The sequence below is a fragment of the Janthinobacterium kochi genome (genome assembly GCF_051380715.1).
Taxonomy (GTDB): domain Bacteria; phylum Pseudomonadota; class Gammaproteobacteria; order Burkholderiales; family Burkholderiaceae_D; genus Janthinobacterium.
Genome location: NZ_JBNYXO010000001.1, coordinates 814,468 through 827,007, shown reverse-complemented (window position 1 = coordinate 827,007; position 12,540 = coordinate 814,468). Strand labels below are relative to the sequence as shown.

Genomic DNA, 12,540 nt, shown 5'->3' with positions numbered 1-12,540 from the left:
TATTATATGAAGTGTCTTCGTCACATTGTCTCGGGTAGCTCAAGCTGACCCGTCTTGCACTGTTCTTGCCGCCGTGAACTCCCTCACTGACGGCATGAGCGAAGCATATAATATTTTTAAAAAAAAAGCGAACGTTCGCTCTTTTTATGAAACAGCGTTGTTTTCCTCGCCAATCACGGGGCTGTACGGGGGCAGCACGGGCGCTGGGAGCGGTATCAGAAAGCGCTGCTGCATCAGCGCCAGCATCTGTTCGGCCGGCACGGGGCGCGAAATGAAATAGCCTTGCACTTCGTTGCATTGCAGCGCGCGCAGGATGTCGAGCTGCTCGCGCGTCTCCACCCCTTCGGCCACCACGCTCATGCCCAGCGCATGCGCCATCGACAGGATGGCGCGCACGAAGACCTCGCCCTGCTCCGAACGGCCCAGCTCCATGGTGAAGGCGCGGTCGATCTTCAAGCCATCCATGGCGAACTTCTGCAGCTGCGACAGCGAAGAATAGCCGGTGCCGAAATCGTCGACCAGCAGGCGCACGCCCAGCGCGCGGATGGCCGACAACTGCTCCACGGCGCAGTTCTGTTCATCCATCATGGCCGATTCGGTGATTTCCACCTCGATCAGCCGCGCATCGATGCGGTGGCGCGCCAGCGCGGACGCCAGTACCTGGTGCACATCGCCACGGCCGAATTGGCGCGCCGAGACGTTGATGGAGACGGGCACCAGCTCCAGCCCGCTGGCCTGCCAGCGCGCCATCTGCAGGCATACCTTTTCGATGACGACTTCGCCCAGCTGCGAAATCAGGCCGCTGCTCTCGGCCACGGGAATGAATTCCAGCGGCGGCACCATGCCGTGCTGCGGATGCTGCCAGCGCACCAGCGCCTCCATGCTGCACAGCTGGCCGCTCATGGCGTCGACCCGCGGCTGGTAGACGACGAGGAACTGGTCCTGCTCCAGCGCCGTCACCAGGCTTTGCTCCAGTTCGCGGCGGTTGCGGATGGTTTCAAACAATTCGGGCTGGAAGAAGCGGTGATGGCCCTTGCCCGCCACTTTCACGGCGTACATGGCGATATCGGCATTCTTCAGCAGCACTTCCGTTTCGGCGCCATCGCGCGGATACAGACTGATGCCGATCGAAGCACCCATCTTGTGGCGTTCGCTGCCCAGGTAAAACGGTTCGTCGAAGGCGATGGCGATGCGCTGCGCCACCTGTTCTGCACGGCTGTCGTCTTCCACCGGGTCGAGCACGACGACGAATTCATCGCCGCCCAGGCGCACCACGTGATCGCCCGGCCGCAGCACACCCTTCAGGCGCAAGGAGGCGGCGCGCAGCACCTTGTCGCCCTCGGCGTGGCCCTGCGTGTCGTTGATATCCTTAAAACCATCGAGGTCGATGAACAGCAGCGCCAGCATCTGCCGCGCAATGGCGGCGCGCCCCAGGGCGCCGGGCAGGAATTGCTGCAGCCAGTAGCGGTTGGGCAATCCCGTCAAGCCATCTTCATTGGCCATGCGGCGCAAGTCGCGCTCATGCTCCTTGGCCGTGCTGATATCTTGCAGCGTGACGGCCAGGCGGTCGCCGCTGCGCACCAGGCGCCGGCGTATCCAGCGCAACTTGAACGGATTGCCTTCCGGCAGCTCGATCTCTTCCTCGGAAAAACCGGAGACCATGGCGGCCCGATAGTTATGGATCAGGTCGCGGAAATACGCCTCGTGGGCACGCGACTGCAGGCGCATGCCCAGCAGCTGCTCGCGGCGCACGCCGAAGTAGCCGGCGCCCGGCTCGTTGCAGTCGACGATCTCGAAATCGAGGATGCTGCCATCCGCGCCGCGCAGGGCGGCAATGATGTAAAAGCCGTCGCTCGTGCCTTCGGTAGCCATGCGGTAAGCGTTGCGCACGCCTTCGGACTGGTGGTGGCGCCACGCCAGGCGCAGCGACAGCACGGTGGCGACGGCGGCAAAGGCCAGCAGCAGCACGGTGACGGCCAGCGCGATACCGATATAAATGGTGCGCGTTTCCTCGTAAGGGTGCAGCATTTCGCCGTCCGACAGGCCGACGACGGCCGTAAACGGATACGCTTTCAGCGCCTGCCAGCCGACATAGCGGCTTTGCTTGTCGGAAAAAGCGATCCTGCCGCCCGAATGCATGGCGCCGCTGTCCGTTTCCAGGAAGCTGGTATCGAGAAACGGCGTGCCCTCGCCACTCGGGGTCGGCAGCACGCGCGAACCGAGGCGCGTGCTGAACAGCTCACCCTCTTCGCCCACCATGGCGGATATGCCGAACTTGCCGAAACTGACGCTGTTGTAGAATTCGGAAAAATAGCTGGAATGGATGGAAATCAGCAGCACGCCGTCAAAATTGCCATCCTCGTCTTCCAGCCGGCGCGTGAAATGCACCAGACTTTCGTCGGCGCCCGGGGTTGCCGGGGCAGCCTCTATGGCCCTCCCCAGCGCGATGCGCAGCGCGCTGGAATTGCTGCGCCAGTGGCGCAGCAGGAAATCGCTGCGCTCGTCGACCCGCAGGCGCTGCAGCGGCGCCGTGGCCGTCACGGGGTGGCCCTTGCGGTCGAGGATAGCGACGATGGCAAATTGCGGCAAGGCATACATGCCCTGCGTCTTCAATTGATCGAGGCGCAGCTGGCCGTGCGAATTCTCCCACTCATACTTGAGCTGCAAGGTCAGCTGGTCCATCTGCTCCAGGGTGCGCAGCAGGTACTGGCCATACGCTTTCGACAGCGAAGCCACGCTGTCGAGTGCCTGCTGCTGCGCCACCTTCTTTTCCGCCTCCAGCTGCAGCAAGGTGGCCGTCCACAGTACCGCGCACAAGACCAGCCCCAACAAGGGCCAGGCCAGGATCAGGCGCAGATTGGCCTTGAGAAAATCGGCCCTGCTCATCTCCACCATGGCGGCGTTATTATTATTTACAAATTGTCGCAAGAACATGGTGCAGCATCTGCCGTTTCTATGTATTTCTTTAAGGACACACAAATTACCACAGAGTCATGTTTGCAGGTGAAACGGCAGTGCATTTATGTGTGCGGACGGCAGCCCGCCTGTCGCGCCTGCGTTACAATCACCATCCTTACCGTTGGAGAAATACATGCAGCAATATCAAGATTTGATCAAGACCGTGCTCGAAACGGGCCGCTGGCAAGACAACCGCACGGGCATCCGCACCCTGAGCGTGCCGGGTGCCATGATGCGTTTCGACTTGGCCAACGGCAACTTCCCTGCCGTGACAACCAAGAAACTGGCTTTCAAATCCGTGATCGGCGAATTGTGCGCCTTCCTGCGCGCCTCGCGCAACGCAGCCGAGTTCCGCGCGCTGGGCTGCAAGGTATGGGACCAGAACGCCAACGAAAATGCGCAATGGCTGGCCAACCCCTACCGCGAAGGCGAGGATGACCTGGGCCCCGTGTATGGCGTGCAATGGCGGTCATGGCCTGCCTACAAGTTGCTCGATGCCGCCAAGCCGGCGCAAATTGCCGACGCGCAAGCCAACGGTTTTACCTTGATCGCCCCCCTCGTCGAGGATGGCGTGCAAAAAGTGCTGCTGTACAAGGCGGTCGACCAGTTGCGCGAGTGCCTCGATACCATCATGCATAACCCGGGCAGCCGGCGCATCCTGTTCCACGGCTGGAACCCGGCCGTGCTGGACGCCGTCGCCCTGCCCGCCTGCCATTTGCTGTATCAGTTCATCCCGAACGCCAGCACGCGCGAAATTTCCCTGTGTTTATATGTACGCAGCAACGATATCGGCCTGGGCACACCCTTCAACATCGCCGAAGGCGCGGCCTTGCTGCACCTGGTGGCGCGCCTGACGGGCTACACGCCGCGCTGGTTCACGTATTTCATCGGCGACGCGCACATCTATGAAAACCACCTCGACATGGTGGAAGAGCAACTCAAACGCACGCCCTTCCCCGCGCCGCGTTTCGTCATTTCCGAGCGCGTGCCCGACTACGCGAAAACGGGCAAGTACGAGCCGGAATGGCTGGAAAAGATCGAACCGTCGGATTTCTCGCTGGAAGGCTATGAACACCATGCGCCCATCAAGGCGGCGATGGCCGTCTGATGGCGGTCGCACCGCTGGCCGCCCTGCACCGCAAGCTGTTTGACGAAACGGACGGCAGCAAGTTCGCCCGGCTGAAGGAGCGGCTGCTGAAAAAGCATGCCGCGGACGAGCGGCTGGCCGTGCTCGATATCCTGACGGCGTATGCGCGTGATGGGCAACTGCTGCACTGGCGCACCTTTTTGATGAGCGATATCGTGCATCTGGTGGAAGGCAGTCACCACGCGGCCTTTTTCGCCTGGGCACTGGAGCAGCCCACACTGGCGTACTGGGGCGTCGATGGCTTGCTGAAAAGTATAGGCGTGGAGGCGTATGCGCCGCTGGTGGCGCTGGCAGCGTCCAGCGCCACCAGCCTGGAAGTGCGCGCCAAGGCGATCAAGAGCCTGGCCGTGTTCAGCCGCCAGCCGTTTGACCAGGGCTTGCCGTCCGATCCCGGCCACTGGAAGGCAGAGCAGCTGCGACTCAGCGCCGTGCTCGCCTGGCAAGCGGACGGCTACCCTGACGGTGCAGGCTACAAGGCGCCCGCCACGCATGAGACGTTGACCCAGCCGCTGTCGCGCCTGGAAATGGCAGCCACCTTCCTGGAGCGAAAACTGGCGCTGCGACGCCAGCGCGAACAGGACCTGGCGCAACCGTCGAACTGGCTGACGGTCGCCAGCGCCGAGGACATGGCCGAGATCGACGCGCACTGGGTATTGCCGGAGATATACCGCCGCTTCCTGGAATGGTATTCGCCGCTGCGCGTGCATGTCGACGGCAAGCGCTTTCCCCAGGGCCTGCACCTGTACGGCGCGGCGCAGCTGGTGAAGGCCCAGCACGGCTACTCATTCGATGCCGTGCACCATCACACCATCGCGGCCTGGCCGCCGAAGCTGGTGGTCATTGCCGACGCGGGTGGCGACCCGTACTGCGTGCACCTGGAAGAACGAAGCATCGACGGCGACTTGCCCGTGTACCGCGCCGAACATGGCGCGGGCGTATGGCGCTTCGAGCTCCATACGGACGATTTTATCGCTTTCCTGCACGAGATCGCGCTGGCGGCCTAGCCTGCTTCGCCTCCCGGACCGCCGGGGCCTGGGCCGCCTGGCCCGCGTCCGCCCGGCGGACCGAAGCGCGGTTCACGTTCGCCCTCTTTCGCCGCCGACGTGGCGCCGCCCAGGCGGTATGACAGACCCACATAAATCATGCGCCCATCGAAGCGGCGCGTGCTCGTCTCGCGCAAGGAAGCGCTGTTGATGACGGTTTCCATCTTGTTGCTGCTGAACACATCGGTCACATTCATGACCAGGCTCAGCTGCGGCGTCAGCGTGTGGCGCCAACTCATATTCAAGGTGTTGTTCGGCGAGCGGTAGCCCTGCCCCGACAGCATCTTGCCTTGCATTTGCAGGGCCAGCTGCAGCTGGTTAGCCGGATTGATCTGGTAATTGAGGCGCGCGCGGCCGCTCAGGGCATTCGCCGTGCGCGTGCTGCGGTTGCCCAGGTCGTCGGAACTCGTCTGCTGGCTGCGTGCCAGATTACCGCTCGTGTTCAGAGTCAAGGATGGCGTCAGCTTGCCGCTGACACTGAACTCCAGGCCGCTCGAATGGCTGCCTTGACCGTTTTCCCGCGTCGTCAGCAGCACATTGTCGCTGATGAAGTAGCGGTAATCGACGATGGCGTCCGTGTCGCGCCGGTGGTAGGCGCGCAAGCTGCTTTCCAGGCCAAACAGCTTGGTTTCATAGCCGATCTCGAACGAGTCCGTCTGCGTGGGTTTCAGCTTGGGATTGCCGGCCGACACATTGAACTCGTCGCGGTAGACCACGTAAGGGTTCAGGTCGCCCGCATTCGGGCGGCGGATGCGGTGCGCATAGCTGAAGCGCAAATTGCTCTCGTCGCTGACCTTATAGGTGGCGAACAGGCTGGGAATGTAGTTGACGTAATTGTTGCTGGCTTCGCTGCCGCTGGTGATCTGGCGCACGTTCAAGTCCGTGTATTCAGCACGCAAGCCGGCCAGCGCCCCCCAGCGCTCGCTCAGGCGCATCTGGTAAGAGCCGTACAGCGCAATGGTGCGCTCGTCAAGCTCGAAACGGTTGCTGCGCATGGGATTGACAGTTTCCGCCAGGCTGGCCGGATGGATATCCGTATATAAAGTGTCGAAGCTGCTCTGGTTATCGGCCACCTTGTAGCCCAGCTTGGCAACGCCGCCCGCCAGCGGACGCTCATAGTCGCCGCTGAAGTCGACGAGGCGGTTGCCCGTCTCGCTGTGCTGGCGCGCGCGGCTGTCGAAAGCATTCACGGGCACGACCGCGTAGCTGTTGGCGTAATCGCTGTCGCTCTCGTTGGTCGACGATGACACGCGCAGGTCGATCTTCAACGTTTCACCCGGCAACTCGCCCTTGTGGTCATAGCGCGCGCCCCAGCTGGTGTTGCGGCTGTCGCCATTGCGCACGGTGCTGCGCTCATAGTCGCCGATGATGCTGCCCGTGCTGTCGCCATTGAGGTAGCGGTCGAGCGAGCGCTGGTCGTTGCTGCGGCCGTTATACGACACGCTGGCGGCCAGGGTGTCATTCGTATTCAGGTTGTAATTGACGGTGCCGTGCAAGCCCAGCGAGTCATTCAAGCCATTGCTGCTGGCGTGCTGGCTGCTGGGCGCAAAGGCACCCGTGTCGCGCTCCAGGCGCTCGCGGCTGACCTCGCCCACGGAATTGCGGCCGTCGTGGCGCACATTGACGCCTCCCTGGTAGCCCCACGGGCCTTCGTTGTAGGTGCCGGACACGGCGCTGTTGTAGCGCCCCGCAATGCCCGCATTCGCATTCACGGTGGCAAAGCCGCCCGGTTTGCGGTTGCGCCGCATCACCAGGTTCAGGATCGGGCCGCCACCGGCTTCGTTGCCGAACTGGGCACCGGGATTATTGATCACTTCCACCGATTCAATATCGTCGGCCGCCATGGCATTCAAGGTGGCGCCGCGCGAGTCGCCCTGCAGCATGGCCGATGGCTTGCCATCGATCAATATCTGCACATTGCTGCTGCCGCGCAAGGAAACGCTGCCATCGGGGTCGACGGCCACCGACGGCACATTGTTCAAGGCATCGGCCGCCGTGCCGTTGCTGCTGCCCACGTCGGACTTGACGTCGTAGACTTGCCGGTCGATGCGGCCCGTGGGACGTTCGGCCGTCACGCTGACGGAAGGGGTATCGGCGGCCGCCGCCTTGACCGGTGCCGGCTTGACGACGGTGTCGCCGGTCACAGTTTGCGCCTGGACAGCGGTGCCGGCAACCAGCAGGCTACTACCCGCCAGACAGTGGAAAAGGATTTTATGCATTTGGCTAAAAAATAATCGAGACGCTACGGATGAGGCGCTACGCCGCAGCGTGAGGGCACAGTTAAAGCATGCCACGAGTCCCGGGGCCAAAGCAAATACGAGCCATTGTTTTTACTTCAATTTACAAATCTCTTCCCCTTGTGGTCGTACAGCCTCATTCAAAGAGCTTTACGCTACCGCTACGCTACCTCAGCAAGCCATTGCCACGCGCCAATTTCAGCCAACCCGGATATTCCGTCATCAACAAGTCATACAGTTCCGCATCGCTGTGCTCGTCGGGCGAGCTGACGGAAAAGTAATTGGCGTTGTCGACCAGCCGGCCCTGCAATTCGTCGAGTTTTTCCAGGAAGGGAAAGTCTGAATCGGCAAAGGCGGCGAGGAACTTGCTTTTCGATTTGCGCCCCTTGCCGATGCCCATGAATTGCCAGAAGATGGGCTCGTTACTGGCCCAGCGCAATTGTTTCTCCGTTGTCGCCTGGTCGCTCGTGCCGCCATCGGTGACGAACATCACGTACACGGGCAGCTCGGCGGCGACGGGCCGCATGCGCTCCCCACCGGCCGCGTCGGGGAAATAAAACGCGCGGATGGCTTGCATGGCGGCGCCATAGCGCGTGTCGCCTTCCAGCGGGTGACGGGCGATAGCCTGTCCCACGTAGGTATTGCAGTTGCTCAAGGCCATGGGTGCCGGATGGTGGACATTCTTGCCGAACAAGAAAACATCGATCTCGCCATCGTCGTCGAACTTGCATCCCAACGCCAGGATGCGCTCGGCAAAGCGCTGCACCAGCCCCTCCTTGTACAGCCGTCCCATGGAGCCGGAAATATCCAGGCATAAACAGACCTTGGCACGGTGGTCAAGCAAGCCCACTTTTTGCAGGGACACGCCGGCCTGCTTGACCAGGCTGACCAGTTGCGGCGCCTCGCGTTCGACGCGCTTTTCCAGGTTGATCTTCGCCTGCTGAATTGCCGAAGCCGCGGCAGGCGCGGCAGAGGTGGCAGGAGAGGCCTGGTCGACTTCGCCGCCGAAATGGCGCACCAGCGCATCGAGGCCACCATTGAAACCCTGGCCCACGGCCATGCAGCGCCAGCCGCCATCCTTGCGGTAGAGTTCAAGCAGCATGACGGCTTTTTCTTGCGCAAAATCAGACCCGGCAAAGGTAAAGCGGGTCAGTTCGCGCCCGCCCGCCTGCAGGCGCACATGGCCAGATTGCAGCAGCGACATCACGCCGCCGCCATCGATGGACGCCGTCACGACAAGGCGGTCGATGCCGGCCGGCAAACGCGCCAGTTGCAAGGCAAACGCGGCCATGTCGCCACCGCTGCCGGCACGCGCTTCCACGCCGCCGCACGGCGTGCGCGGCTGGTTGAAAAAGGTCATGTAGCGCTCGTCGGACAGTTTGCCGCTGGCGTCGAGCCCGAAGCACGCCACATCGAGCGCCAGTCCCTGCGCGGCGACGCCGATGTCCAGCACGCCATCGGGAACGAGATTGGCCAGCGGCAAGCGCTGACCCTTGGCCAGAGTCTCCATCAGTGCCTCCTATGCAATGTAGCGGCGCGGATTGTCCGCATTGAAATCATCTTCATCTTCCTTGTCCTCGCCCTTGAAGACGACGGGACCGTTGAAGGCCAGCTGCAGGTTCTCGCCCTGCCAGCTCAGCCACGGCGTCGCTTCGCTGCCGGGCTCCGACGTCTTGCCGGACGGCTCGAGGATGATGCTGTCGGGCGTGATGCGCGCCATGCCGATCACATAGGTGTAGACCGTGTCGTCTTCGGCCGCCTTGGACAGGCGGAAATCGAACGCGCACTCGACGATCTGCTCGCCGTATTGCATGACCATTTTCGGGCGCATGGATGCCACCGGGACGGCGCCGTTGGCCAGCGCCGAATACACGCTGAAGACCAGGCCCACCGTGCCGCCGTAATGTTGCGCCAGCGCAGGATTGACTTCCACCGTTTCCGTGGCCGGTTCCTTGCCCGCCGCACCGGCCACATCGCCCAGATGGCGCACATACGGCATGACGTCGAAGCTGCCGGCCGTGTCCGGCGCCTGGATGAAGCGCATCTGGCCATTCGGCAAGAGGATGCCAACGCGCAAATCGAGATCGTCGTTATCGTCATCGCCATCGCCGTTATCGAGCCAGGTAGCCTTCACGGTGAGCTTGCTCGGTGCGCCCGCGCCTTTTTCCAGCGACACCTTGTGCGTCTGGCCCGCCTTGGTCAGCGAGATTTTCGACAAGGAAATCTTCGGCGTCGCAGGTTCGGGAGCGGCCTGCGCCACTACACCGCCGAAATGCGCGACCAGCGCGTCGAGCCCGCCATTAAAACCCTGGCCCACGGCCATGAAGCGCCAGCCGCCATCCTTGCGGTAGAACTCGCCCAGCATGACGGCTTTTTCTTGCGCAAAATCAGCGCCCGCATACGCGTAGCGCGCCAGTTCGCGACCGCCGTCGAGCAAGCGCAGGTAACCGTTGCCCAGCTGCGACATGGTGGCCGCGCCATCGATGGCGGCCGTGACGACCAGGCGTTCGATGGAGGCCGGCAAGCGGTCGAGCTGGTAGCTGAAACCGGCTGCATCGCCGGACGGCGCCGAGGTTTCCACGCCGCCGCACGGCGTGCGCGGCTGGTTGAAGAACGTCATGTAGCGGTCGTCGGACAGCTTGTCGTTGGTGTCGAGGCCGAAACAGGCAAAGTCCAGCGGCACGCCAGCGCTGGCAAGACCCAGTTGCACGACATTGCCCGTGACGAGGCCGGACAGCGCCAGGCGCTGCCCCTTGATCAGGTTTTCCATGGGATTATGTATTCAGGTGTGGGAGCTTCGGACAACGGCTCAGGGCAAGGCGCGTCGTCCGAAGACAGTACGAATAGTACGGCGAGGCGGCGCAACGCCGCCATGGGCCGTTTTCCGGAGCTCTTAAGCGTTAATACCAAAAGAACGGGCCAGGGGGCCCAGGCCGCCTTTGAAACCCTGGCCGATGGCCTTGAATTTCCATTCGCTGCCGGCGCGGTAGATTTCGCCGAAGATCATGGCCGCTTCCGTCGAGCCGTCTTCCGACAGGTCGTAGCGGGCGATTTCCGTGCCGTTGTCGCCGTTCAGGCAGCGGATGTAGGCTTTGCCGACCATGCCGAAGTTTTGCTTGCGGTTTTCCGCGTCGTGAATCGTGACGGCCACGGCGATCTTGTCGATGTCGGCCGGCACGTTGGCCAGGTCGACGGCGACTTTCTCATCATCGCCATCGCCGCCGCCCGTGGTGTTATCGCCCGCGTGGACGATGGAGCCGTCCGCCGACTTCAGGTTGTTATAAAAAATGAAATCGGCATCCGAACGGGCCTTGCCATCCGTTTTCAGCAGGAAGGCGCTGCCGTCCAGGTCGAATGCGGCACCATCGGTGGCGCGCGGGTCCCAGCCCAGGCCAATCACGATTTTCTTCAAGCCAGGAGCTTCCTTGCTCAGGTTGACATTGCCGCCTTTTTGCAAACTGATCGCCATGGTAATTCCTCTTTAATGTGGGGGTTGCATTCGGTGTTTCAGGTCACGTCGCCGGCACGCCGGCTTGATGAGCCATGAGCCTACCATAAAGTTCCTGCTTGCCAGCTGCGCACTGTTGAAAATAATGCCATACAGGAAATACCATGCCGCGGCCCGGATGCGCAAAATGACGGATAATGCTGCTCGACAAAAATTTTCACCATCCTGTACCAGGCTTGTCCTTGAACAATACAACGATACGACTCGACTGCATCCCCGGCACCTTGTGCGATGCGCGCCTGTGGTCGCGCCTAGCGACTGCGCTGGGCGAGGCCTTTCATGTGCAGCACGTGCCCTTGCATCAGGCGCGCACGCGCGCACAGATGCAATCGATGATTGCCAGCCACAGCGCTCCGCAAGCCCATCTGGTGGGCTTTTCGCTGGGCGCCTACCTGGCGCTCGAACACGCGCTGGCGCACCCGCAACGCGTGAAGTCCCTCACTTTGATCGCCAATTCGGCCCAAGGTTTGCTGCCGGCGGAAGTCGAAGCGCGCCAGCGCATCGTCGCCATGCTCGAGCGCAATGCCTATGCGGGCATCACGCGCCAGCGCCTGCGCGAACTGCTGCATCCATCGCACCTGGACGATGTCACCATCACGGGTCTGATCCAGCAAATGGGGCTGGACCTGGGCAAGGACGTGCTGCTGGCGCAATTTCTCACCACCATAGAGCGCCCCGATCTGATGGCGCGCTTGCCCGAACTCGCTTTTCCCGTACTGATCGTGGGCGCCGAAGACGACAAGCTCGTCCATCCCGACGATCTGCGCGCCATGGCCGCCCGCCTGCCGCAATCCACCCTGCACTTACTGAAAGACAACACCGGCCACATGATTCCGCTGGAAGCGCCAGGCCCACTGGCCACCGCCATGCGTGCGCATCTGGAGGCAATGGGCAATTTCAACGATAATGACGGGCATCGGGCCATGCCCCCACCACTTTCACAGAACCCATGAGCCATTTGACCATCATCGTCGCCACCGACCAGCAAGGCGGCATCGGCATCGACAACACCCTGCCGTGGAAATTGCCGGAAGACCTCGCGCATTTCAAGCGCCTGACGACGGGCCACCCCATCCTCATGGGCCGCAAGACCTTCGATTCCATCGGCCGTCCGCTGCCGAACCGCCGCAACATCGTCATCACGCGCAATCCGGACTGGCGCCATGACGGCGTGGAAGCGGTGTCGTCAGTGGAAGCTGCCATCGCCCTGCTGGACGGCGCCGAAGGCTATGTCATCGGCGGCGCCGAGATCTACCAGCAGGCATTGCCCTTGACACAGCGTTTGATCATCACGGAAATCGGCCAGACTTTCGATTGCGACGCGTTTTTCCCTGCCGTGGATCATGCAGTGTGGCAAGAAACCGCGCGCGAAGCGCAGGTCTCGGAGAAATCCGGCCTGCCTTACGCCTTTGTCACGCTGCAACGCAAAGCCTGATAAGGTTGATATAAGGTTGACATTGCGTGGGCAGAATGTTGCTGTAATACCCCTGTCACACCTTTGCGTCACGCTAGCGCAAGCGTGTGACGCTTTGCTACGATATTTTTTTCCCGCAGACGCCGCATTTCTGCGAGAATCCCGTTCTTATTTTTTTTCTGCGGCTGCCGGGTTGCACTACCGCCTGGCTGTCGCGCCCTAGTCCGCCCCTT

General features: G+C 62.0%; 9 protein-coding genes. 4 read left to right on the top strand and 5 right to left on the bottom strand.

Annotated elements, in window-relative coordinates:
• Positions 1 to 144: 144 nt before the first annotated feature.
• Complete coding sequence (locus ACQ4WL_RS03840; protein ID WP_436508178.1) at positions 145 to 2,934, bottom strand: bifunctional diguanylate cyclase/phosphodiesterase; 2,790 nt, start codon at positions 2,932 to 2,934, stop codon at positions 145 to 147.
• A 157-nt stretch (positions 2,935 to 3,091) separates the two neighbouring features.
• On the opposite strand from ACQ4WL_RS03840, the gene ACQ4WL_RS03835 reads away from it, so the two are divergent.
• Positions 3,092 to 4,066, top strand: coding sequence for a thymidylate synthase (locus ACQ4WL_RS03835; RefSeq protein ID WP_436508176.1), 975 nt, complete (start codon positions 3,092 to 3,094; stop codon positions 4,064 to 4,066).
• Positions 4,066 to 5,109, top strand: a complete 1,044-nt coding sequence (locus ACQ4WL_RS03830; protein WP_436508175.1) for an SMI1/KNR4 family protein — start codon at positions 4,066 to 4,068, stop codon at positions 5,107 to 5,109. The genes ACQ4WL_RS03835 and ACQ4WL_RS03830 overlap by 1 nt, the downstream gene beginning before the upstream one ends.
• Here the strand turns inward: ACQ4WL_RS03830 and ACQ4WL_RS03825 are convergent.
• The 4 genes from ACQ4WL_RS03825 to ACQ4WL_RS03810 form a co-directional block, all read right to left on the bottom strand.
• Positions 5,106 to 7,292 (bottom strand): TonB-dependent receptor domain-containing protein, encoded by a 2,187-nt coding sequence (locus ACQ4WL_RS03825; RefSeq protein ID WP_436508174.1) that lies wholly within the window; start codon positions 7,290 to 7,292, stop codon positions 5,106 to 5,108. The two genes, ACQ4WL_RS03830 and ACQ4WL_RS03825, sit on opposite strands and share 4 nt — an antisense overlap.
• A 259-nt stretch (positions 7,293 to 7,551) precedes the next feature.
• Positions 7,552 to 8,895, bottom strand: a complete 1,344-nt coding sequence (locus tag ACQ4WL_RS03820; RefSeq protein ID WP_436508173.1) for a VWA domain-containing protein — start codon at positions 8,893 to 8,895, stop codon at positions 7,552 to 7,554.
• Between the two features lie 9 nt (positions 8,896 to 8,904).
• Positions 8,905 to 10,155 (bottom strand): TerD family protein, encoded by a 1,251-nt coding sequence (locus ACQ4WL_RS03815; protein WP_436508171.1) that lies wholly within the window; start codon positions 10,153 to 10,155, stop codon positions 8,905 to 8,907.
• Positions 10,156 to 10,278: 123 nt separating this feature from the next.
• The gene (locus tag ACQ4WL_RS03810) at positions 10,279 to 10,854 is read right to left on the bottom strand and encodes a TerD family protein (RefSeq protein WP_436477931.1); all 576 of its coding nucleotides are present in this window, start codon (positions 10,852 to 10,854) and stop codon (positions 10,279 to 10,281) included.
• A gap of 176 nt (positions 10,855 to 11,030) precedes the next feature.
• Here ACQ4WL_RS03810 and ACQ4WL_RS03805 point away from each other — a divergent pair, with 176 nt between their 5' ends.
• Entirely contained in the window at positions 11,031 to 11,846 is an 816-nt protein-coding gene (locus ACQ4WL_RS03805) for an alpha/beta fold hydrolase (protein ID WP_436508170.1), read from the top strand.
• Positions 11,843 to 12,328 carry a dihydrofolate reductase gene (locus ACQ4WL_RS03800; RefSeq protein ID WP_436508169.1) on the top strand — a complete coding sequence of 162 codons (486 nt, stop codon included), beginning with the start codon at positions 11,843 to 11,845 and terminating at the stop codon, positions 12,326 to 12,328. The genes ACQ4WL_RS03805 and ACQ4WL_RS03800 overlap by 4 nt, the downstream gene beginning before the upstream one ends.
• The last annotated feature ends 212 nt before the right edge of the window (positions 12,329 to 12,540 follow it).